The 22,358-nt window shown below is 63.3% G+C and carries 17 protein-coding genes; all 17 read right to left on the bottom strand.

What is annotated here, in order from left to right; all coding sequences use genetic code 11:
- Positions 1-29: 29 nt before the first annotated feature.
- A complete protein-coding gene (locus F2P44_RS23810; RefSeq protein WP_167089978.1) occupies positions 30-1,730 on the bottom strand; it encodes a RecQ family ATP-dependent DNA helicase in 1,701 nt (566 codons plus the stop codon).
- Positions 1,731-2,139: 409 nt separating this feature from the next.
- The gene (locus F2P44_RS23805) at positions 2,140-4,695 is read right to left on the bottom strand and encodes an excinuclease ABC subunit UvrA (protein ID WP_167089976.1); all 2,556 of its coding nucleotides are present in this window, start codon (positions 4,693-4,695) and stop codon (positions 2,140-2,142) included.
- Between the two features lie 169 nt (positions 4,696-4,864).
- On the bottom strand, positions 4,865-6,007 hold the full coding sequence (locus tag F2P44_RS23800) for an OmpA family protein (protein WP_167089974.1): 1,143 nt from the start codon (positions 6,005-6,007) through the stop codon (positions 4,865-4,867).
- Positions 6,008-6,029: 22 nt separating this feature from the next.
- Positions 6,030-7,466, bottom strand: coding sequence for an ice-binding family protein (locus tag F2P44_RS23795; protein ID WP_229423710.1), 1,437 nt, complete (start codon positions 7,464-7,466; stop codon positions 6,030-6,032).
- A 301-nt stretch (positions 7,467-7,767) separates the two neighbouring features.
- Complete coding sequence (locus F2P44_RS23790) at positions 7,768-8,907, bottom strand: OmpA family protein (protein ID WP_167089969.1); 1,140 nt, start codon at positions 8,905-8,907, stop codon at positions 7,768-7,770.
- 44 nt (positions 8,908-8,951) lie between these two features.
- A complete protein-coding gene (locus tag F2P44_RS23785) occupies positions 8,952-10,367 on the bottom strand; it encodes an ice-binding family protein (RefSeq protein ID WP_167089967.1) in 1,416 nt (471 codons plus the stop codon).
- 201 nt (positions 10,368-10,568) lie between these two features.
- Positions 10,569-11,666 carry an OmpA family protein gene (locus tag F2P44_RS23780; RefSeq protein WP_308610346.1) on the bottom strand — a complete coding sequence of 366 codons (1,098 nt, stop codon included), beginning with the start codon at positions 11,664-11,666 and terminating at the stop codon, positions 10,569-10,571.
- 248 nt (positions 11,667-11,914) lie between these two features.
- On the bottom strand, positions 11,915-12,418 hold the full coding sequence (locus F2P44_RS23775; protein ID WP_167089965.1) for an acyl-CoA thioesterase: 504 nt from the start codon (positions 12,416-12,418) through the stop codon (positions 11,915-11,917).
- 116 nt (positions 12,419-12,534) lie between these two features.
- Entirely contained in the window at positions 12,535-13,476 is a 942-nt protein-coding gene (locus F2P44_RS23770; protein ID WP_167089998.1) for a LysR family transcriptional regulator, read from the bottom strand.
- 57 nt (positions 13,477-13,533) lie between these two features.
- Positions 13,534-14,487, bottom strand: coding sequence for a glycoside hydrolase family 43 protein (locus F2P44_RS23765; protein WP_167089963.1), 954 nt, complete (start codon positions 14,485-14,487; stop codon positions 13,534-13,536).
- A 93-nt stretch (positions 14,488-14,580) separates the two neighbouring features.
- Complete coding sequence (yjfF, locus tag F2P44_RS23760) at positions 14,581-15,543, bottom strand: galactofuranose ABC transporter, permease protein YjfF (RefSeq protein ID WP_167089961.1); 963 nt, start codon at positions 15,541-15,543, stop codon at positions 14,581-14,583.
- A complete protein-coding gene (locus F2P44_RS23755) occupies positions 15,540-16,580 on the bottom strand; it encodes an ABC transporter permease (RefSeq protein WP_167089959.1) in 1,041 nt (346 codons plus the stop codon). Before F2P44_RS23755 ends, yjfF begins: the two co-directional genes overlap by 4 nt.
- Complete coding sequence (locus F2P44_RS23750; RefSeq protein ID WP_229423708.1) at positions 16,580-18,094, bottom strand: sugar ABC transporter ATP-binding protein; 1,515 nt, start codon at positions 18,092-18,094, stop codon at positions 16,580-16,582. The genes F2P44_RS23755 and F2P44_RS23750 overlap by 1 nt, the downstream gene beginning before the upstream one ends.
- 20 nt (positions 18,095-18,114) lie before the next feature.
- Positions 18,115-19,074 carry an ABC transporter substrate-binding protein gene (locus F2P44_RS23745; protein WP_167089955.1) on the bottom strand — a complete coding sequence of 320 codons (960 nt, stop codon included), beginning with the start codon at positions 19,072-19,074 and terminating at the stop codon, positions 18,115-18,117.
- 84 nt (positions 19,075-19,158) lie between these two features.
- Complete coding sequence (locus F2P44_RS23740; protein ID WP_229423707.1) at positions 19,159-20,565, bottom strand: DUF6805 domain-containing protein; 1,407 nt, start codon at positions 20,563-20,565, stop codon at positions 19,159-19,161.
- Positions 20,566-20,593: 28 nt separating this feature from the next.
- A complete protein-coding gene (locus F2P44_RS35745) occupies positions 20,594-21,268 on the bottom strand; it encodes a beta-L-arabinofuranosidase domain-containing protein (RefSeq protein ID WP_229423706.1) in 675 nt (224 codons plus the stop codon).
- Positions 21,269-21,274: 6 nt separating this feature from the next.
- Positions 21,275-22,288, bottom strand: a complete 1,014-nt coding sequence (locus tag F2P44_RS23735; protein ID WP_167089953.1) for an arabinan endo-1,5-alpha-L-arabinosidase — start codon at positions 22,286-22,288, stop codon at positions 21,275-21,277.
- Between the last annotated feature and the right edge of the window lie 70 nt (positions 22,289-22,358).

Here is a 22,358-nt window from a genome sequence, read left to right as displayed (position 1 = left end):
CTGGACGGCGCTGACGCTCAGACCGCTGCTCAGGCGACTTCCACGTAATCGGCCAGGAAGGTCTTTTCGCCATGTTCGGGGAAGACGATAGTCACCTGGTCGCCCGCCATCGACACCACCGTGCCGACGTCGAACCTGGGCACGCGCACCTGGGTGCCCGGTTCAAAACGCGGCGCGGCCGGCGCGGGTTCGGGATCGCGCTCGAATTCGTCGTCGCGGATCGCGATCTCGGCCACCGCCGGCGGATTGAGGCAGTTATCGCAGCGGCAGCACTTGTCGAAGCCCTCGACTTCATCCTTGAAGTAATCGAGCAGCACCTTCCAGCGGCAAAAGCCGCTCACCGCGTACGACACCATCTGCTCCAGCGATTCGCGGTCGCGCTCCTGCTTGTGCGCGTAAATGGCGGACAGCTCCTCGAACAGGCCGGCGCTGGCCACTTTCGGCGTCACGATGTAATCGAGCTTGCGGTTCTGGCGCAGCAGCTTGCCGTCCTTGAGCAGCTTGAGGCAGATTTTCAGTTTGCCCGATGCCAGTTCATCGAGTTCACCGTTCAAGCGCTCGAAACCGACCTTCTCTTCCTGCGCCATCGCGCACACGGTATCGTAGACCGCTTTCAGGTCGTTCGCAGTCGGGTAGTGCTTCACGAGGAAGAACTGCTGCAGGCGCTTATCGTCCTGGAAGTACAACAGGGTGCACTCGGCGTCGAGCCCATCGCGCCCGGCGCGGCCGGACTCCTGGTAGTAGGCTTCCAGGTTGGCCGGCAGCTGCAAGTGCAGCACGAAACGGGTATCCGGCTTGTCGATCCCCATGCCGAAGGCGTTGGTGGCGACCATCACGCGCTTTTCGCCGGACATGAATTCATCCTGGTTGCGCTTGCGCACAGCCGCAGGCAGCTTGCCGTGATAGAGCGTGGCGCTTTCGCCGGCATTGACCAGGATGGCGAGCATCTCTTCGGCCGCCTTGACGGTGGCCGCGTAGACGATGCCCACGCCCTGCGAGGCCTGCACATAGTCCAGCGCGCGCGCATAGCGCTCGTCGTTGTTGGTGACCTGCGCCACGCGGTAATGCAGCTTGGGACGGTAAATGCCGGTATTGACCACGTTCATGCGCGCGCGGCCAAGCTGGCGGGCGATGTCGGTCATCACGTCGTCGGTCGCGGTGGCGGTCAGCGCCAGCAGCGGCGGGCGTTTCAAGGCATCGATGGCGGCCGCCATGTCGAGGTAAGCGGGCCGGAAATCGTGGCCCCACTGCGAAATGCAATGAGCTTCGTCGATCACCAGCAGCGCCACCTCGATCTGCCTGAACGCGTCGAGGAAAGATGGCATCGACAGCCGCTCCGGCGTGCAGAACACGATTTCGTGAAAGCCGCTGCGGATGCCCTCCATGGCCGCGTCTTCCTCTTCGCGCGTCAGGCTGCTGTTGACCTGCACAGCACGCACGCCGAGTGCGTCGAGCTTTTCAAGCTGGTCTTTCATGAGGGAAATCAACGGCGAGACGACAATCGTCGTCCCTTGCAAGATGCGCGCTGGAATCTGGTAGCAAAGCGATTTACCGCTACCGGTCGGCATGATCGCAAGCGTATCCTTGCCGTCGAGGACGCTGTCGATCACTTGTTGCTGGCCATCCCGCAAACTCTCCACCCCAAAAATCGAGCGCAGCAGTTTGTTGATGGTATGACGGCGGGCGGCGCGGGCGCCGTTGTGGAGGAGTTGTTGGTTGTGAGTAGTCATGGCACAACTTTATGGCGCACGCCAACGGTTCACCATAGGACGTCGCCTACATTTTTCGTAGGATAATGGCAACAGCGAAACTGGCGAGCCAAAGTCCTACATGTCGTCGGACGTTTTACCGATAGTTTCTACAGAGAACATTGACTAAGATGATCACATACCGAAAGCAATTCTCTTAACGCACGACCGGAGGACATCATGATGCGCTTATTTCCACTGACTTGGGCTGCCCTGCACGTCGCCCTGGCTAGCGCCGCAACGTATTTGTTGTGCTCCACCGATGTGTTAAGCGGTACCGCGGCGGCCTTGTTTTTTCATTAAACCGGTGAACGCTCCAAGCGGTGCGCCCTTGGCGCGCATCTGGAGCCGCCGCAAGCGTCACGACTGACCTTCCTTTCCCTACGCCGCATCAGCTTTTCGCCGCCAGGAATTTGACCAGATACGGTGCGGTGCGGCTGCGTTTCTCGCGCGCCAGCACGGCCGGCGGCCCTGAGCACACCACCTTCCCGCCCGCGTCCCCGGCGCCCGGACCGATATCGATCACCCAGTCGCTGGCGGCCACCACCCGCATCGTGTGTTCGACCACGATCACGCTGTTGCCCGCTTCGACCAGCCGTTCCAGCTGCACCAGCAGCTTGTCGACGTCGGACGGATGCAAGCCGGTGGTCGGTTCGTCGAGGACATACAGCATGCTGCCGCGCGCGGCGCGCTGCAATTCCGTAGCCAGCTTGATGCGCTGCGCCTCCCCGCCCGACAGCTCGGTGGCCGGCTGGCCGAGGCGCAGGTAGCCCAGGCCGACATCGCGCAGCACGTCCAGCGAACGCGCCACCGGCGCTTCCTGCGCGAAGAAGGCGGCGGCGGCATCGACCGTCATGGCCAGCACCTCGGCGATATTCTTGCCGTTGTACGTCACCTCCAGCGTTTTCGCGTTGTAGCGCGCGCCGTTGCAGGTCGGGCATGGCGCGTACACGCTGGGCAGGAACAGCAGTTCGACCATGACCTGTCCCTCGCCTTCGCAATGCGCGCAGCGTCCCTTGGCCACGTTGAACGAAAAGCGGCCCGCGTCGTAACGCCGCGCGCGTGCGGTGCCGGTGGAGGCGAACAGCTTGCGCACATGGTCGAACAGGCCGGTGTAGGTGGCCAGGTTGGAACGCGGCGTGCGCCCGATCGGCTTCTGGTCGACCCGCACCAGGCGCTTGATGTGCTCCATGCCCGACACGATGCGCCCCTCGGTGGCAATGATCTCTTCGTGTTCCGGCTCCTCGGCTTCGTCGGCCTGCGCCGCCTGCGGCTGGCCAAGCGCGGCGCCCACCAGTTCCACCAGCACCTGGCTGACCAGGGTCGATTTGCCCGAGCCGGAGACGCCAGTCACGCTGGCCAGCACGCCGAGCGGCAGGTCGATATCGAGGCGGTCGAGGTTATTGCGGCTGACGCCTTCGAGACGCAGCCAGGCGCCTGGCGTGCGTGGCGTGCGCGGCGCCGGCGGGTCGGCCGCGAACAGATAGCGGCGCGTGTGCGATGCCTCGATATGGCGCAGGCCGTCGGGCGGGCCGCTGTACAGGACATGGCCGCCCTGCTCGCCCGCCTCGGGGCCGACGTCGACAATCCAGTCGGCGTGGCGGATCACGTCGAGCGCATGTTCGACCACGAACAGCGAATTGCCGGCCGCCTTGAGCTGGGCCAGCGCGGTGAGCAAGGCTTCGGTATCGGCCGGATGCAGGCCGGCGGACGGCTCGTCGAGCACATACACCACGCCGAACAGGTTGGAGCGCACCTGGGTCGCCAGGCGCAGGCGCTGCAACTCGCCCGGCGACAGGGTCGGCGTGCTGCGTTCGAGCGAGAGGTAGCCCAGGCCCAGCGCCAGCAGCACGTCCAGGCGCGCGACCAGGTCTTCGGCGATGCGGCGCGTGACGATGGTTTTTTCGGGATGCAGCGCCGCCGCCCTGGCATTGCGCGGCGCGCTGCCATCGGCGAAGGGCCGCAGCAGTGTCGACAAGCGTTCCAGCGGCAGGCGCGCGATGTCGGCGATGTCCATGCCCCCAAACGTCACCGACAGCGATTCCTGGCGCAGGCGCTTGCCGCGGCATAGCGGGCATTCGGCGCTGACCATGTAGCGCGCCACGCGCTTTTTCATCGAGGCGCTTTCGGTGCTGGCAAAGGTGTGCAGCACGTAGCGGCGCGCACCCGTGAAGGTGCCCTGGTAGCTCGGCGTTTCCCTGCGCTTGAGCGCCGCGCGCACTTCGTCGGGCGTGAAGCCCGCGTACACCGGCACGCTTGGCTGCTCGTCGGTGAACAGGATCCAGTTGCGCACCTTTTTGGGCAGGTCGCGCCAGGGCCTATCCACATCGTGGCCGAGCGTGACGAGGATATCGCGCAGGTTCTGGCCGTGCCAGGCGGTGGGCCAGGCGGCAACGGCGCGTTCGCGGATGGTCAGGCTGTCGTCGGGGACCATCGATTGTTCCGTGACCTGGTACACGCGGCCCAGCCCATGGCACTCGGTGCACGCCCCTTCCGGGGTATTCGGCGAAAACGATTCGGCGTACAGGAGCGGCTGGCGCGCCGGATAGTCGCCGGCGCGCGAATACAGCATGCGCAGGGAATTGGACAAGGTGCTCACGCTGCCGACCGACGAGCGGGTGGTGGGCGAGCCGCGCTGCTGCTGCAGGGCGACGGCGGGCGGCAAGCCGTCGATATCGTCGAGGTCGGGCACCGGCATCTGGTGGAACAGGCGGCGCGCGTAGGGCGACACCGATTCGAGGTAGCGCCGCTGGGCCTCGGCGTACAGGGTACCGAAAGCGAGCGAGGACTTGCCCGAGCCGGACACGCCGGTGAACACGACCAGTGCGTCGCGCGGTATGTCGACATCGACGTTCTTGAGATTATGCTCGCGCGCGCCGCGCACCTGGACGAAGCCGGGCCGGGCCAGCGCTGCGATGGCGTGGGCGTCGCCGTTTTTCTTGCGCATGGGGAGCTGCCGATGATATGCCAGCCGCCATTACACCCCCGCCAGCCTCGGCCGACCGTACGCTGCCACACAAAAATTGATCGATGGCATGCGTAAACGCCGCTCATCGACGAAAAAAAACCGCAAGGCGCGCAGCCCGGCGGTTTTTTGCACAGCAAGCCGGATCGGCTTAGCGGCGCGTACCGACCACTTCCACCGTCACGCGGCGGTTCTTGGCGCGGCCTTCGGCCGTTTTGTTGTCGGCCACCGGCTGGGTTTCGCCCTTGCCTTCGGTGTAGACGCGCGCGGCGTCGACGCCCTTCGACACCAGGTAAGCCTTGACCGACTCGGCGCGGCGCAGCGACAGCTTCTCGTTGTAGGCGGCGCGCCCGATCGAGTCGGTGTGGCCAACCGTGATCATGACGTCCGCATCCATGCCTTGCAGCTTGGTCAGCAGCCCATCGAGCGATTCCTTGCCCGCCGGACGCAGCACGGCGCTGTCGAAGGCAAACGCGGCTTCGGCCGAGAAGGTGGTTTTTTCGGCGACCGGTTTCAGCGGCTTGGCTGGTTCAAGCTGTGGCTGGGCCGCTTCCGGCGCCACGGTCGGCACCACTGGCGCCGGTGCCGGCGCAACCGGTGCCGGTGCGGCCTTGGCGGCCGGACGGCCGATCTTGTAGACCAGGCCGAACGAGAACAGATCGACATCGCCACGGTTGCCCACGGCATCGTTGACGCGGTAGCGCTCGACTTCGCCGCGCAAGGCCAGCGCTTCGCTGAACTTGTATTCCAGGCCCAAGCCGGCCTTGGCGTTGAGCTTGCGCTCGCTCGGGCTCGGATTGGTCACCGCGAACAGGCGGTTACCATTGAAGCGCGTGCTCGCCTTGGCATAGTTCATGCCAGCACGGCCGAATACCGAGAAGCGCTGCGACAGCGGCACTTGCGCCACCAGGTCCAGATTGGCGCCACGGAAACCGGCTTCGCCGTTGAGTGTGCCGTTCTGGGTGGTGGTCGACTTAAAGCTGAACTTGCCCAGGTCGAAGAAGCCGGCCTCGACCGCGAAGTACTGGTTCAGCTGCTTGCCGACGTACAGCTTGTAGCCGACATCTTTCTCGTCCGCGTTGAACGAGTTCAGGCCGGCGCCGTTGGCGGTCAGGCTGCGGATCAGGCGCACGTCGTCGATGTTGGCGCGCGACTGGCCGATGTTGCCACCCACGTACCAGGCGCTGTTGGCCCACTCCGGGTTGATGAAGACGTCGTCCGCCGCCATTGCCTGGCCAGCCACCAGGGCGCAGCCAATGGCGCCCATGAGGCCCGCTTTTTTAGTAAATGTCATTGCTCTCTCTCGAAAATTATTATTATTTGGTGATCTTGTTGTTGCGCAGCGTTACAGCCTTGCCGCTCAGCAAACGACCGTTCAACACCGTCGCGCCGTCGCCGACCGTGATGTCTTCGCCACGGCTCAGGATCGTTCCCTTGAACGCGCTGTTGGCGCCCAGGGTGGTCGCTTCGACCGGTACCCAGAACAGATTGTCGGCGCGTGCACCGTTGGTCAGCTCAATGCTGGAGTTGGCCATCGTGGTCAGCGTCGACTTGGCGCGGAAGATGTAGGTACCGTTGCCGCTCAGGGTCAGTTTGCCGGTCAGGCTGATCGCGCCGGAATAGCAGTACACGCCAGGCTGGAGCACCAGTCCGCCGAGGTCGATGCCGGCGTCGGACAGGATGGCGCAAGGACGGTTGTTGGCATTGATCACGGCCACTTGCAGATCTTCATATGGACCACTCAGCTCGAAGCCGGACTTGACGTTGCGGAAGCCGATAGGCTGCGGCGGTTCGACATTCTGGACGGGCGCACCGACGTCACCGGTCACCAGGGTGGTGCCGCCAGCGTTGTTGGTGATGGTGGTCACTGCCAGCACGGCAAATTCGCGCGCGCGGCCAAGGCCGATGCCGCCATCGGCAGGCACGTCAATGGCGGGTGGCGTCACCACTGGCGGGGTGGTCACTGGCGGCACCACTGGCGGCACGACCGGTGGCACCACTGGCGGCACGACTGGTGGAACGACTGGTGGAACGACTGGCGGAACGACGGGTGGAACCACCGGCGGCGGGTCGATAATCAATGCCGGGGTGACGGTCAGCGCGCCGCTGGCGCTCTTGTCACCCGAGGTGGCCGTGATCAGGGTATTGCCAACGGCAACGCCGGTCGCGCTGCCCGAAGCGGCAACGGTAGCGATGGCGGTGCTGCCCGAAGCCCACTTCACGTCATTCGTGACGACGGCGGTCGAGCTGTCGGAATACGTGGCGATCGCGGTGAACTGCTGGCTGGCGCCAACGCGCACGCTGGCAGCGGCCGGGGTGACCGACAGGCCGCTCAGGCTGATGACCACAGGCGGATTGACCGGTACTTGTGCGTTGACCACCAGGGTCGCCGCGCCGGTTTTGGCGCCGAAGGCGGCGGTGATGGCGGCGCTGCCAGGGGTCAGGCCGGTGGCCAGGCCGCTGGACGGGGTCACGCGGGCGATGGTCGGCGAGGCCGAGGCCCACACCGACACATCGGTCACATTCCGCGACGTACCGTCGGCGTAGCTGGCGGTTGCCGTGAATTGCTGGCTGGCGCCGGTCAGTACGGTGGCCGTTGGCGGCGTGACCGTGACGCTGACCAGTTCCGCAGCCGGCAGGCCAAGAATCGGATCGCGGCCGTGGTCACTGCTACCGCCGCACGCTGCCAGCAGGGACGCGGCCAGCAGGCCGGTCGCGCATAACAGGGTTGTTGTATATTTTGTAATGTTCATCAAAGCATCCTTGGGAATGAAAATTTCTTGCCGCTACGAAGTGCATTCAACACTATTCTCCTACGCATCAGGGTCTTCCGTGCGTCAGCGAACATAACGACTTAAAGATTGGCAACATTGTACTAAAACGCAACGGGAAAGTCCTGCGGGCGCCATGGAACGCCCTTTCCGGGCAAAAAATGGGCCGCTGGCCCATTCAAAGTTCCTGCCGCGCATGCAACTGTCGTCATCAATGCGAAGGGGTCTGACCCCGATGCAAAGGGGGTCTGACCCCGGTCAGACAACAGTTGCTGGCGGCGCTTTATTGATTGACGCTGCGGGTACCGACGACTTCCACCGTCACGCGGCGGTTCTTGGCACGTCCTTCGGCTGTCTTGTTGTCGGCAACCGGCTGCGATTCGCCCTTGCCTTCCGTGTAGACGCGTGCCGCCTCCACACCTTTCGAGACGATGTAGGCCTTGACCGCTTCGGCACGGCGCATCGACAGCTTCTGGTTGTAGGCATCGGTACCGACCGAATCGGTGTGGCCAACCGTGACCATCACTTCGGTGTTCATGCCTTGCAGCTTGCCCAGCAGGTCGTCGAGCGCGGCCTTGCCTTCCGGCTTGACCACCGACTTGTCGAAGTCGAACAGCGCTTCGGCGGCGAAGGATACTTTTTCCGATACGGCAACCGGTGCGGCAGACGCTGGCGCAACGGGCGCCGGTGCCGCCGCGACCGGCGCTGGCGCCGGCATCGGCTCGACCGGGGCCGGCCGGCTCGCGGCCGGACGACCCAGCTTGTACACCAGGCTCACCGATGCCATATCGACATCGCCGCGATTACCGACGGCATCGTTGACGCGGTAGCGTTCGACTTCGCCGCGCAGGGCCAGCGCTTCGCTGAATTTGAATTCCAGACCCAGCCCGGCCTTGGCATTGAGCTTGCGCTCGCTCGGGTTCGGATTGGTCACCGCGAACAGGCGGTTGCCCCTGAAGTGCGTGCTGGCCTTGGCGTAATTCATGCCGACCCGGCCCAGTACCGAAAAGCGGTCCGACAGCGGCAACTGCGCCACCAGATCCATGTTGACGCCGCGGAAGCCCGCTTCGCCGACCAGACGGCCATTCTGGGACGTGCTGGCATCGAAGCCGAACTTGCCCAGGTCGAAAAAGCCTGCCTCGACCGCGAAGTAGCGGTTCAGTTGCTTGCCGACAAACAGCTTGTAAGCCAGGTCGCGCTCATCGACCTTGAAGGAGTTCAGGACCGCGCCATTGGCCGTCAGGCTGCGCGTCAGGCGCTCATTGTCGATATTGGCGCGCGATTGGCCGATCCCGGCGCCGATGTACCAGGCGCTGTTGGCCCACTCCGGGTTGACGAAGGGCTCGTCGGCGCGTGCCGCCTGGCTTGCCAGCAGGGCGCAGCCGATGACGCTCAGGGCGCCGATGTGTTTTGCTAATGTCATGATGTGCTTTCGAAAAATGGAGGTCGGCCTGGGGGGGGGGCGGATTATTTGCTGATCTTGTTATTGCGCAGGGTGACCGCGGCGCCGCTCAGTACACGGCCGCTCAACAGGCTCGTGTTGTCGCCGACGGTAATGGCGGCGGACTGGCTCAGGACAGCTCCCTTGAAGACGCCGTTCGCGCCCAGGGTGGTCGGGCCAGCCGGAATCCAGTACAGGCTGCCGTCCGATGCGCCGCCGGTCAGCGCCACGATGGCATTGGCCGTGCTGTTGAGCGTCGAGGCGGTGCGGAAGATGTAGACGCCGGGACCGTTGAGCGTCAGCGTGCCGGTGATGCTGATGGCGCCGGCATAGCAGTACACGCCCGGCGTGAGCACCAGCCCGCCAAGATCGACACCCGACGCCGAGCTGACAGTACAGGTCTGGCTATTGGCGCTGGTCACGGCAATTTGCAAGTCTTCCAGTGCACCCGCCAGGATCGCGCCGGAGCTGTAGTTCGCGTAGCCGGCGGACTGGGTTGGCGCGGTGGTTTGCGATGGGGCACCAACGTCACCGGTGACCAAGGTGGTGCCGCCGGAATTATTGGTGATCGAGGTACCGGCGAGCACGGCAAAGCTGGCGGCGCGGCCCAGGCTGATATCGGTAGCTGGTGGCACGACCGGTGGAACGACTGGCGGCACGACTGGTGGCACGACCGGTGGCACGACTGGCGGCACGACTGGCGGTACGACTGGCGGTACGACCGGTGGTACGACTGGCGGAACGACCGGCGGCACGACTGGCGGCACGACCGGCAACGCGGTGACCGTCAGGACGGCGCTGGCGGTTTTGCCGCCGCTGCTGGCGCTGATCGCAGTGGTGCCGGCAGCGACGCCGGAGGCCATGCCGGACGCCACGATGGTGCCGCTGGCATTCGTGGCCGAGTTCCAGGTCACCGCGTTGGTGATGATGGCGGTCGAGTTGTCCGAGTAAGTGCCGATCGCAATGAATTGCTGGGTCGATCCCACGGTAATGGACGCAGTCGCCGGCGTGACCGCGATGGACGACAGGGTGACCACCGGCGGTGGCGGCGGCAACGGTGTCGTCACGGCCAGGGTGGCGGCGCCGGTCTTGCTGGAAAAAGTGGCGGTGATGGCAGCGCTGCCGGCAGTCACGCCGGTGGCCAGGCCGCTGGCGGGGGCCACGCCGGCAATGCCGGGCGAGGCGGACAGCCAGGCCGAGGCCGATGTCACATCGCGCGACGTCCCATCGGCGTAGGTGGCGGTGGCGGTGAACTGGCGGGTTTCAGCGGTGAGTACCGTGGCGTTGGCGGGCGTGACGGCGACGCTGACCAGGGCCGCGGCCGGCTGGCCCAGGATCGGATCGCGTCCCTGGTCCCCGCCGCCGCCGCATGCGGCTAATAGGGAAACGGCGAACAGTCCTGCGGCGCAGATGAGCCCCCTCGCGTGTGTCGTAATTTTCATTGTGGTCCTTGGGTGTGAGCATGTAGCCGGAAAGCAGCAACGTCAGTCACTATTGCCCTTTACCACTCGCCACTCCGTTCGCCACCGTACATAGCCTTTTAATCGTGGAAATATCCATTACCACAGCAACACACTCATCTGTAAACGTAAAAAAAGCCGCCGGCCCTTGCGGGCACGGCGGCTTTTTAGTACAGCGGAAGATTACTTGGTGGTGGTACGGGTACCGACCACTTCAACCGTCACGCGACGGTTTTTAGCGCGGCCTTCTGCCGTTTTGTTGTCAGCAACTGGCTGGGACTCGCCCTTGCCTTCGGTGTAGACGCGCGACGCTTCCACGCCTTTCGACACGATGTAGGCTTTGACGGCTTCAGCGCGGCGCAGCGACAGTTTCTGGTTGTACGCGTCCGAACCGACCGAGTCGGTGTGGCCAACGGTAACCATGACTTCGGTGTTCATGCCTTGCAGCTTGTTCAGCAGATCGTCCAGAGCGGCTTTGCCTTCTGCCTTGACGACCGATTTGTCGAAGTCGAACAGGGCTTCAGCAGCGAACGAGACTTTTTCCGACACTGGCACTGGTGCGGCCGGTGCTGGTGCTGGCATCGGTGCCGGTGCTGGCGTTGCTTCCGGCATTGGCGCTGGTGCTGGTGCTGGTGCTGGCATTGGCGCCGATGCTGCCGGACGGCCCAGTTTGTAGACCAGATTCATCGAGTACAGCTTGGTGTTGCCGTTGCTGCGCAGAGTATCGTCGATGCGATAGTTTTCAGCTTCGGCGCGCAGTGCCAGCGCTTCGGTGAACTTGTATTCCAAGCCCACGCCGAATTTCGGATTCAGCTTCTTCTCGCTCTTTTCGCCTGCGAACATGCCAACAGCGCGGGTCCCCGTGAAGCGGGTCGATGCCTTGGTGTAATGCATACCGGCACGGCCGTAGACCGAGAAACGCTCGCCCATCGGCACTTGTGCGATCAGGTCCAGGTTGACGCCCTTGTATTTCTGTTCGGCGTTGACCGTGCCACCCAGGTTGTTGGTGGTTTTCACGTTGAAATTGCCCAGGTCAAAGAAACCAGCTTCGACGGAAAAGACACGGTTCAGTTGCTTACCAACGAACAGTTTGTAACCCATGTCTTTTTCGTCGGTATTCCACGAATTGACGAAACCGCCCTGGGCATTCAGGTTCTTGATCACCGGAGCCGCCTTGGTGTAGCTGCGCGACTGGCCGATACCGGCGCCGATGTAGGTGGCGCTGTTTGCCCACTCTGGATTCACGAACTGGTCTTGTGCCGATGCTTGTCCTGCCAGCATGGCGAGGCCGATTGCGCTCAGAGTACCGATTTTCTTAGTCAAGGTCATGTTGTATTCTCTCGTTTGTGTGTTGGGGCAGGCTTGGCCTACCCATTGGTTTATCGCTGATTGGGTCATCGCTAATGCGTTTGTGCTTAGCTCGGTGACCACTATTCCTTATCCACAAGAGTGGTTCGGTTCGGTAGCGTACATAACTGTTTGGAAATTGAAAAGTTTTCACCAAAAAACCACGAACTGTGGCATTTCAGTCACACCGGTGGCGTCGTTTCGGTCGCCTGCAACTCGTCTTCTTGCTCTTTACGCAAGGCGGCCATGTGAATGGCGTACTGCTCGAAACGCTGGTCATCCTCGCTCACCGGGGTCCAGCCCGGCACCTTGACGGTATCGCCCGCATTGTCGACCGCCACGAACACGATCAGGCAGCGCGTGGTGCGCTTGCGCGCGCCGGTCTTCGGTTCCGTGGCCGAGACATCGATGGCGATGTGCATGCTGGAGTTGCCCGTATGCACAACCATCGCCTTCACTTCCACGATTTGGCCGATGAAGATGGGTTTATAGAAGCGGATGCCGCCGATATACACGGTGACGCAGTAATAGCCGCTCCAGCCGACCGCGCAGGCGTAGCCGGCCTGGCCGATCCATTTCATCACGGCGCCGCCGTGCACCTTGCCGCCGAAATTGACGTCGGTCGGCTCGGCCAGGAAACGCAGGGTGATTTCGCGCGGTCGCACGGGGGTAATGTCGTTGCTCATGAAAGTACTCGCAAAGGTGGTGTTTCAGTCGTCCCCGCGCAAGGCTGGGCGCCCCCGCGGCAACCCAAGTTCGTCGTTGCGCCAGCAGTTGCCCGCCTGAAGCCAGGCTCACCAGTTCAAACCATTTCCTGCGCGGTGTCGCGCACCGCCTGCAGCAGCAGTTCCGCGCCCGGCGAGAGCAAATGGTCTTTCTGGCGGATGATACCGAAGGCATCCATCTTGCACGGCAACTCGATCGGCAGGATGCTCAGCACATTGAGCGAGGCGTAATACTGCGCCACGTCGACCGGCATCACGTGCAGCGAATCGGTCTGCTGCAACAGCGCCGTGATCAGGAGCAGTGCCGTGGTGTCGACCACATTCACCGGAATGTCGAGTCCGGCGCGGCGGAACATCATGTCGAAGCGGTGGCGCAAAATGCTGCCGTGCGGCGGCAAGATCCAGGGCTGGTCGGCGATGTGCCTGAGCTCCAGCTTGGGCACGTCCAGCAGCGGATGGCCGACGCGCACGACCGCGCAAGCCGGTTCCTCGTTCAATTCTTCATAGATCAGGCCAGCGGAATTCTCTTTTTCAAGAATGCGCCCGATCATGAAGTCGAGCGTACCGTGCTGCAGCTTGTCGAGCAGGATATTGCTCGCTTCCACGTGCGCGCCGATGCGCAGCATCGGCGCGTGCTGCTTGATGCGCGCAATCGCACGCGGCAGCAGCGCCATGGCGGGCGTCATGATCACGCCCACCTCCACCTGCCCCGCCAGCCCGGCCTTGAGGGCCAGGATATCGTCATGCGCCAGTGCCAGGCTGGTCAGTGCCATGCGGGCGTGGCGCACCATGGTTTCGCCGAACATGGTCGGCTCCATCCCACGCGGCAAGCGCTCGAACAGCTTAACGTCGAGCATTTCTTCCAGATCCTTGATCTGCTTCGACGCCGCCGGCTGGGTCATGTGCAGCGCCTCGGCGGCGCGGTGGATATTGCGGTGGTCGTCTAGCGCGATCAGCAGCAGCAATTGACGCGTTTTCAAGCGCGCCTTTAAAAACCAGTTGGGGTTGAGTGTCTCCATCATGGAATCATACCCCTAAATAATATCGGTACGCATCGCAACATACCGATCCGGATATCATTGGCAGCCCGGTGACGGGTTGGCGGCGGGACCGGCGGCCGTCTGCGGCACGAACCGGATGCTACCGTCTGCCTCGTAATGCAACTCTTCCACCGCCACCGAACGCCGGAATTCTCCGCCACCGGGCAATGTGGCGTTGTGATAGAACACGTAGGACTTGCCGTTGAAGTCGATGATGGCCTGGTGAATGGTCTTGACCTTCTCGTTCTTGTCCATGATCACGCCTTTGAAGGTCCATGGGCCGGCCGGGCTGGTGCTGGTGGCGTAGACCATCTCTTCCGGGAAGTAGCGCGAGTACGACAGGTAATACGTGGCGCCGCGCTTGTGCACGTAAGGCGCTTCGGTGAAGGAATCGATCGCATGGCTCATGATCGGCCCGTCGAGCTCGGTCATATTGCTCTTCAGCCTGGCGTATTTGAGCACGGTGTTGCCCCAATACAGCCAGGCCTGGCCATCGGTATCGACGAACACGCCCGGGTCGATGTCATCCCACAAGATGTCGGTCTGTTTCGTCATGTCGTTGCTCACCAGGGCGCTGCCGCGCGCGTCGACGAACGGTCCGGTCGGGCTATCGGACATGGCCACGCCGATGGCCTTGCCGGGAATGGTCTTGTGGTCGACCGTCGAATAAAAATAGTATTTGCCGTTGCGCTTGGTAACGTCGCCCGCCCAGGCATCGCGCCCGGCCCACTTGAAGGTCGAATACTGCACCGGCGAGCCATGGTCTTTCCAGGTTCTCATATCGCACGAGGAATACACGCGCCATTCCTTCATCACGTAATCCTTGCCTTCCGGTTGCGCTTCGTCATGGCCGACGTACAAGTAGACGCGGCCCTTGTCGACCAGCGCCGCAGGATCGGCCGTGAAGATATGGCTGACGATGGGGTTGGGCGCCGAGGCGACGCCCGTGGCGAAGCCGAGCGCGAGTGCGCTCAATCCGAATCTGATCAATGTTGTCTCCTGTTGCAGGTAGTTAGAATGAGGCCGGGCCGCGCCGGGCCGGGCCGGGCCGCGCCAGGCCAGGCCGGGCCGCGCCAGGCCGTGTCAGGCCGCCGCGCGCCGCGCCGCGCCCATGGCCATCAGGCGCTGGACCACGCAGAACACGAACAGCAAGGCGCCGATGACGATCTTGGTCCACCACGAGCTGAGCGTGCCGTCGAAGGCGATCAAGGTCTGGATCGTGCCCAGCACCAGCACGCCGGACAGCGCACCGGCCACATAGCCATAGCCGCCGCTGAGCAAGGTGCCGCCGATCACGACCGCCGCGATGGCATCGAGCTCGGTGCCCTGCGCATGCAGGCCATAGCCCGACAGCATGTAGAACGAGAACAGCACCCCGGCCAGCGCCGCGCAAAAGCCGCTGAAGGCGTACACCAGCACCTTGGTGCGCGCCACCGGCAAGCCCATCATCAGGGCCGACTGTTCGTTGCCGCCGATGGCGTACACGCCGCGCCCGAAGGCGGTAAAGTGCGCCAGGAAAATGGCCAGCGCCAGCATCAGCAGCGCGATCAGCGCGCTCGGCGAGACGAAGCCACCCAAAAAGCCCAGCTGGGTTTGCGACATGACCAGGTACAGTGGGTCCTCGATGGTGATCGAGTTAATGCTGATCAGGTAACACAGGCCACGCGCCAGGAACATGCCGGCCAAGGTCACGATGAACGGTTGCAGCTTGAAGTAATGAATCATCGCGCCCATGCCGCCGCCGAACAGCGCGCCGAGCACCAGCACGAGCGCGATCACCGCTTGCGGCGGCCAGTGCGCCACTTGCAGCAGCCAGGCCGACATCATGGTCGCCAGCGCCAGCACCGAGCCGACCGACAGGTCGATGCCGCCGGACAGGATCACAAAGCTCATGCCGATGGCCAGCACCAGCAAGAACGCATTATCGATCAGCAAATTCAGGATCACCTGGACCGACAGCAAGCCCGGATACACGGCGCCGCCGATGCCGAGCATGGCCAGCAGCAGGACGACCGTGACCAGCGGAGTAAAGTAAGGCGATTTCATGCAGCCCTCGCACGCGAAAACATTTTTTTAAACTCGGCCGATTGCGACAGGCATACCAGGAACACGACCACCGACTTGACCACCATGTTCACTTCCGGCGGCACGCCCAGCGAGTAGATGGTGTAGGTCAGGGTCTGGATGATGAGCGCGCCGATCACGCTGCCGACCAGGCTGAACTTGCCCCCGGCCAGCGAGGTGCCGCCCAGGGTGACGGCCAGGATCGCATCGAGTTCGAGCAGCAGGCCGGCATTGTTCGCATCCGCGCTCTTGATGTTGGAACTGATCATCAGCCCGGCCAGCCCGGCGCAGGCGGCGCAGAACACATAGACAAAAATGATCAGCGACGCGGTCTTCAGGCCCGCCAGGCGCGCCGCCACGGGGTTGATGCCGACCGCCTGGATGAACAGGCCGAGCGCGGTTTTGCGCATCATCAGCGCAATGCCCGCGAACACGACCGCCACCACCGTCAGCGAAAACGGCAGGCCGGCAAAGTAGCCGCCGCCGAGGAAAAAGAAAGGTTCGTAATACACGGTGACGATTTGGCCATCGGTCAGCAACTGGGCCAGTCCCCGGCCCGCCACCATCAGGATCAAGGTGGCGACAATCGGCTGCAAGCCCAGCGCAGAGACCAGCACCCCGTTCCACAGCCCGCACAGCAGGGCCGCGCCGATGGCGGCAGCCATCGCCCAGATCAGCGGCAATTCAGCCTGCGGACCGCCGCCGATCAGCATGGCTGCCACCGTACCCGACAGCGCCACCACGGCGCCGACCGAAATATCGATGCCGCGCGTAGCGATCACCAAGGTCATGCCGAGCGCGGCCAGCATCAGCGGCGCGGCGCGGTTGACGATATCGACCAGGCTGCCGTACAGGTGGCCATCCTTGATGGACAGGTGAAAGAAGCCCGGGATAGCGATCAGGTCGATCAGCAGCAGGACCGCCAGCGCGGCCAGCGGACGGAATAGCGGATGGCGCAGCAGCAATGCGAATGCGGGTGATGCGCTTTCTTTCGAGACGGCCTGTGCCGGTGCGGCCATCACGCCGCTTCTCCCGCAATGACTTGCAGCACCGACGTGTCGTCCAGTTCGCCGCGCTGGTACTCGCCGCAAGCCTTGCGCTCGCGCATCACGACCAGCCGGTCGCTACAGCGCAGAACTTCCGGGAGTTCGGAGGAGATGAACAGAATTGCCATCCCTTTGCGACAAAGTCCACTAACGTAATCCATGATTTCCTGTTTGGCGCGCACGTCGATGCCGCGCGTTGGTTCGTCGAGGATCAGCATGGCCGGCGCGGTCACCAGCCAGCGCGCCAGCAGCACTTTTTGCTGATTCCCGCCGGACAATGATCGAATCGGCGTGTCGATGTCCGCCGTTTTGATGCCCAGCCACTTCACATAGTCTTGCGCCAGCGCCTGCTGCTGGCGCAAGGGGATCGCGCGCAGCATGCCGGCGCGCGCCTGCAAGGCCAGGATCATGTTCTCGCGCACCGACAGTTCCAGGATCGCGCCCTCGTGCTTGCGGTCTTCCGAGCAAAAGCCGATGCCGGCCTCGATGGCGTCGCGCGGCGAGCCGAACGGCTGGGTGCGTTCGCCGATGCGAATCGTGCCGCTGTCGGCCTTGTCCGCCCCGAACAGCAGGCGCGCCGCCTCGGTGCGCCCGGAACCGAGCAGGCCGCACAGGCCCAGCATTTCGCCGGCACGGATATCAAGGTCGAGCGGCGCCAGCGCGCCCTTGCGTCCCAGGGCGCGGGCTTGCAGCAAGGTGGCCGGTGCCGCCGGCGCGGCGCTCGCATGGACCATCTCGGCCGGATGCTCGCTGGCATCGGGCGCGCCGACCATCTTGTTTACCAGTGCCAGGCGCGATAGCTCGGCGCAGGCGTACTCGCCCTCGCGTTCGCCGTTGCGCATGACGGTGATGCGGTCCGAGATCGCATACGTCTGGTCGAGAAAGTGGGTAACGAACAGGATCGCCATGCCCTGGTCGCGCAGCTTGCGCAGCACGCGGAACAGCAATTGCACTTCCGCCTCGTCGAGGCTGGATGTCGGTTCGTCGAGAATGAGTACGCGCGCGGAAATGTTCAGCGCGCGGGAAATCGCCACCATCTGCTGGATCGCCAGCGGAAAGCTGGACAACTGGGCGCGCACATCGATGCGCACTTCCAGCTGCTCCAGCAAGACGGCGGCCTGCGCGCGCATGCCGGTCCAGTCCACCATGCCGAACTTGCGCGGATAGCGGCCGATGAAAATATTCTCGGCCACCGACAGGTTCGGGCACAGGTTCACTTCCTGATACACCGTGCTGATGCCGAGGCGCTGCGCATCCTGGGTCGAGCCCGGGCGGATCTCCTGCCCTTCCATCACAATGGTGCCGCTGTCGGGCGCATACACGCCCGTCAGCACCTTGATCAGGGTCGACTTGCCGGCCCCGTTCTGGCCCATCAGGGTGTGGACTTCCCCCGGATACAGCTGAAGGCCCACGTCGCTGAGTGCCTTCACACCGGGAAACTGCTTGCTGATGCCGCGCAGCTCCAGCACCGGAGACTCGGCTTGCATTGCCTGACTCATGTCCCAGCCTAGTATTTGCGGTTTGGCAGTTCCTTGGCAGCCACTTCAGCCGGGAACACGCCCTCGACCGTCGTGATGCGCTTCGGTACGGGCTTGCCTGCCACCACGTCGCGCGCGATCGACATCAGCTGCGGTCCGAGCAGCGGGCTGCACTCGACGGTGACGTTCATCTTGCCGGCGATCATGGCCTGGAACGCGCCTTTGACGCCGTCGATCGAGATCACCAGGATATCGACGCCGGGTTTCAGGCCTGCCTCTTCGATCGCCTGGATGGCGCCGATGGCCATGTCGTCGTTGTGCGCGTAGAGCACATTGATGCTCTTGCCTTGCGCCTTGAGGAAAGCTTCCATCACTTCCTTGCCCTTGGCGCGGGTGAAGTCGCCGGTCTGGGAGCGCGTGATTTTCAGCTTGGGATTGGCGGCGATGACTTCGGCAAAGCCGTTCTTGCGGTCGATGGCGGGTGCCGAGCCGACGGTGCCCTGGAGTTCCACGATGTTGAAGGTACGATCCGGGGTTTTGGCGGCGCGTTCGATGAGCCAGCGTCCGGCGCGGCGGCCTTCCTCGACGAAGTCGGAACCGATGAAGGCGGCATACAGCGACTGATCGGTCACGTTGACTGCACGATCGGTGAGGATGACGGGGATTTTCGCGTCCTTGGCTTCGCGCAGCACGGTTTCCCAGCCCGATTCCACCACCGGCGAGAAGGCAATCACATCGACGCGCTGGGCGATGAAGGAACGGATCGCCTTGACCTGGTTTTCCTGGCGCTGCTGGGCGTCGGCAAATTTCAGGTTGACGCCTTCCTTCTTGGCGGCATCCTTGATCGACAGGGTATTGGCCGTGCGCCATTCGCTCTCTGCGCCGACCTGGGAAAAGCCGATGGTCAGTGGTTTAGCGGCCAGCGCTGGAAAGGTGGTGAAAGCGCCAAGCAATGCGGTGGCCAGAACGGCCCTGCGGGTAGTGTTCATGTGTTGTCTCCTGTTTTTGTAGGGGGGGAATTCGGGACTCCGTTTTATTATTGTATGTTAGGAGAAAGTCACATAGCCATCCAATCAATTTTTTGACGCATGAGATATCGGAATCGGTATCCCTCCTTGCTGAGCCCCGCGCAATAGCCTGAGTCCATACAATCGACCCGCTATCGACCCCGGCCTGGCCACGAATTTCACGACCAGTTTTCCACCCGAGGCTGCGACCATTGCCTTCGGAATTGCAACATCGCGCGTATACATCTCTTGCCCCGGTGGCGCATCGAGCTCCACCGCGGCAATCGTCTGGCCATTGAGCACCACGTCGAACTTGCGTCCCGCATCCAGCGTCGAGAAACTGAGCCTGAGCGCTGCCGCTTCCAGCCTGGGGTCGCTCAGCACATAGCTGAACCAGCCGCTCGCGCGCCGCCAATGGCGGCCCTGGTTCACGCCCGCATCGCCGCCGTCCGCCTGGTAGCCGTGATCGGACTCAGGCTGCTGCTCTCCAGGTGCCACCTGATCGATGGTCAGCGCGTCCAGCGCCAGCCGTTGCGCCTCGCCGCGCGCGGTTGCCGCCTGCGTCAGCGCCAGATTGGCCGGCGTCGAATACGGCCAGTACACCATGTAGCGCGAGTCGTGCAAACGGAAAAACGGCATCAGCCGCAAACTGCCCGCGCCCTTCCCCCGGATCAGCCCCGGCGCCGTGAAGGTCAGCGGCTGGCCCTTGACCGGCTTGAACCGGGCGACGAAATCGCGCGTATCGCTCACAAAAATGGGCGCCGCTTCCAGCGGACACACTGGCCCCGACGCAATATGCCCCATGCGCGTGGCATCTGCGGCAAAGTTCAGTTTGTCGTCCGCGAACAATTGGGTCTTGGCCGCCAGTACGATCGGACCGTGCAGGACGGCGTAATAGTCGGTCTTGTCCGGCATTTGCTCCAGCGTCGTGTGCATCGGTAAGATCACATCGACCATGTCGCCCTTGCGCCACGCGCGCCGCAGGCTGACGTACGCACCCGGCTCGCCGTCGACCTTCACGGCCGTGCCATTGACCTTTACTTGCATCGCCCCGCGCTTGACCCAGCCCGGATAGCGCAGCTTGAGCGTGAACTGCTGGTCCGATTCAATCGTCAGCCGCGTCTTGCCTTGGTCCGGAAAGCGGGTGCTCTGGGTCAGCTTCACGTCCTGCGCGCGCCAGTGCAAGGTCGAGGCAATGAACAGGTTCACGAACAGCGCGTCGCCATCGTGCGCGTAGATGAATTCGCCGTGCTTCGACTGGCTCTCGATGCCGGACCCGACGCAGCACCACATCGCCTGGTCGGCCTGCGAATACACGCGGTAATGGTTCGGCCGCATCGGCGTGAAGTACACGAAGCCGCCGTCCGATGGCCGCTGCGACGACAGGATGTGGTTGTATAGCGCACGCTCCACATAATCGGTGTAGCGCACTTGCTGGTCCTTGAGGAACAGCATTTCCGTCAGGCGCAGCATATTGTAAGTGTTGCAAGTTCCCGGGCCTTCAACCTGGTTCACCATCGGCGAAGACCTCGTTCATGCCGCCGTGCTCGCTGCGCAGCATGGTTTGCATCTGTTCGGGCGTGAGCGTGGCGCTCAGCTTCAAAGCCCAGTCCGACAGCGAAACCAGCATCGCGCGCGCGTCCTCGTTGCCGGCATAGCGATAAGCGTCGCGCAGGCCGGCGTAGACCTTGTGCAGCTTGTACCAGGGCACCCACTTGCCGTTGACCGAGAAATTATCCGCCTCCAGCTTGCCCTTGGCGATGGCCTGCCATGCATCGCTGCCGCCCGGAATGCCGCCCAGATAGCCGTTGCCGTTCGCTTCCTGGCATTGTTTGAGTTTGGCGATGGTGTAGTTCAGGCGCGCCAGCACTTCCCTGTCGCCAGTGGCGGCATACATCAGCGCCATCGCGGACAGGTAATGGCCGCCCATGTGGCCGTCGAGCCCGCTCGACTCCCAGTTGCCGTAGCTTTCCTGCTTGAGTGGCAGGCCGGCTTCGCGCATGAATGGCGCCAGCAGCTTGTCAGGTTCGAGCGCCATCAGGTAGCGCAGGTTGGTGCTCTGGGCGTCGAGGAAGGGGCCGGCGGCAAGGCGCACGTCGGCCAGCGGAAAACGTTCGGCGGCGACGGCTGGCAGCGCGCACGCCGCCATCAGCGCGGCTGCAAGGAGGTGTCTCATGGCGCCTTATTGTTGCTTGCTCTGATAGCGGTCAAGGTCTTGCGGGTCGACCGACGGCCAGCCATCCTTGTCCCATTTCATGTCGAGGATTTTGAGCTTTTGCAGGTAATTGTCGGCCGTTTCGTAGGCGTGCATGACCAGCAAGTCCTGGCCGTCGATGGTGTAGGCGCTGTTGTGGCCGACACCCTTCCACTGCGCATTGCCTTCGATGAGCAGCGAGCCGCCGCCCTTGGCCATGTCCCTGCCCGCACGGTCGAGGTAGGGTCCGGTGACGTCTTTCGAGCGGCCCATCACCACGTGGTAGGTGCTCGCTTCGTTCTTGCAGCACAGGCCCCAGGAAACGAATAGATAGTAGTAGCCATTCTTCTTGAGGATGTGCGGGGCTTCGATTTCCGCCGGGCCCGCTTCTTCCTCCGGAACGCCGGCCGGCCGCGTGCGCTGGGCGATCGTATGCCAGGCCTGTGGCTCGGCCAGGCGCGTGCGGGAGGCATCCAGCTTGACCAGCTTGATGCCGCTCCAGAACGAGCCAAACGACATCCACGGCGTGCCGCTGCTGTCATCGACGATGTTGGGGTCGATGGCATTCCAGTTGTCGCGCCCGGGGATCGATTGCAGGACCATGCCCTGGTCTTGCCATGCATAGTTGGGCGCGCGCGGGTTCAGGGTGGCGTTGCTGGTGACGCCGATGCCGGACGTGTTTTTGCCGAAGCCGGAGACGGAGTAGTAGAGGTAGTATTTACCGTTGTGGAAGGAGATGTCGGGCGCCCAGATGTGGTCGTTGAAGGTCGGGGCGGCCTTTTTGGCCCAGCTGGGTTCGCCTGGGAAGACGCGCCCTTCTTCCTTCCAGTTGCACATGTCCGTGGAACTGTAGAAGGTGATGCCGGGGCCGGTGCTGAACAGGTAGAAGGTCTTGCCTTCCTTGGCCATGACGGGGTCGTGGACGCTGACTTGTTTGGCGTGGGTAGCGGTGGTGAAGAGCAGGCCTGCGATGCAGACCAATTGCTGGATGGATTGACGCATACGGATTGCCGTTAGTCTCAAAACCGTCGTTCCCGCGCCAAGGCGGCACTCGGCGGGAACGACGGAGCTT

Origin of the sequence: Massilia frigida, assembly GCF_011682175.1 — a bacterium.
Lineage (GTDB): Bacteria > Pseudomonadota > Gammaproteobacteria > Burkholderiales > Burkholderiaceae_D > Telluria_A > Telluria_A frigida.
Note: the sequence above shows the minus strand (reverse complement) of the source record. Positions and strands in the feature narration are given on the sequence as shown.

Coding starts and splice junctions, on each gene's coding strand:
- F2P44_RS23740 (WP_229423707.1), bottom strand. CDS start 20,565: ATGCTGCGCCTGACGGAAATGCTGTTCCTCAAGGACCAGCAAGTGCGC.
- F2P44_RS23745 (WP_167089955.1), bottom strand. CDS start 19,074: ATGAACACTACCCGCAGGGCCGTTCTGGCCACCGCATTGCTTGGCGCT.
- F2P44_RS23790 (WP_167089969.1), bottom strand. CDS start 8,907: ATGACATTAGCAAAACACATCGGCGCCCTGAGCGTCATCGGCTGCGCC.
- F2P44_RS23735 (WP_167089953.1), bottom strand. CDS start 22,288: ATGCGTCAATCCATCCAGCAATTGGTCTGCATCGCAGGCCTGCTCTTC.
- F2P44_RS23755 (WP_167089959.1), bottom strand. CDS start 16,580: ATGGCCGCACCGGCACAGGCCGTCTCGAAAGAAAGCGCATCACCCGCA.
- F2P44_RS23805 (WP_167089976.1), bottom strand. CDS start 4,695: ATGCGCAAGAAAAACGGCGACGCCCACGCCATCGCAGCGCTGGCCCGG.
- F2P44_RS23800 (WP_167089974.1), bottom strand. CDS start 6,007: ATGACATTTACTAAAAAAGCGGGCCTCATGGGCGCCATTGGCTGCGCC.
- F2P44_RS23795 (WP_229423710.1), bottom strand. CDS start 7,466: ATGAACATTACAAAATATACAACAACCCTGTTATGCGCGACCGGCCTG.
- F2P44_RS23750 (WP_229423708.1), bottom strand. CDS start 18,094: ATGCAAGCCGAGTCTCCGGTGCTGGAGCTGCGCGGCATCAGCAAGCAG.
- F2P44_RS35745 (WP_229423706.1), bottom strand. CDS start 21,268: ATGAGACACCTCCTTGCAGCCGCGCTGATGGCGGCGTGCGCGCTGCCA.
- F2P44_RS23775 (WP_167089965.1), bottom strand. CDS start 12,418: ATGAGCAACGACATTACCCCCGTGCGACCGCGCGAAATCACCCTGCGT.
- F2P44_RS23780 (WP_308610346.1), bottom strand. CDS start 11,666: ATGCTGGCAGGACAAGCATCGGCACAAGACCAGTTCGTGAATCCAGAG.
- F2P44_RS23810 (WP_167089978.1), bottom strand. CDS start 1,730: ATGACTACTCACAACCAACAACTCCTCCACAACGGCGCCCGCGCCGCC.
- yjfF (WP_167089961.1), bottom strand. CDS start 15,543: ATGAAATCGCCTTACTTTACTCCGCTGGTCACGGTCGTCCTGCTGCTG.
- F2P44_RS23785 (WP_167089967.1), bottom strand. CDS start 10,367: ATGAAAATTACGACACACGCGAGGGGGCTCATCTGCGCCGCAGGACTG.
- F2P44_RS23770 (WP_167089998.1), bottom strand. CDS start 13,476: ATGGAGACACTCAACCCCAACTGGTTTTTAAAGGCGCGCTTGAAAACG.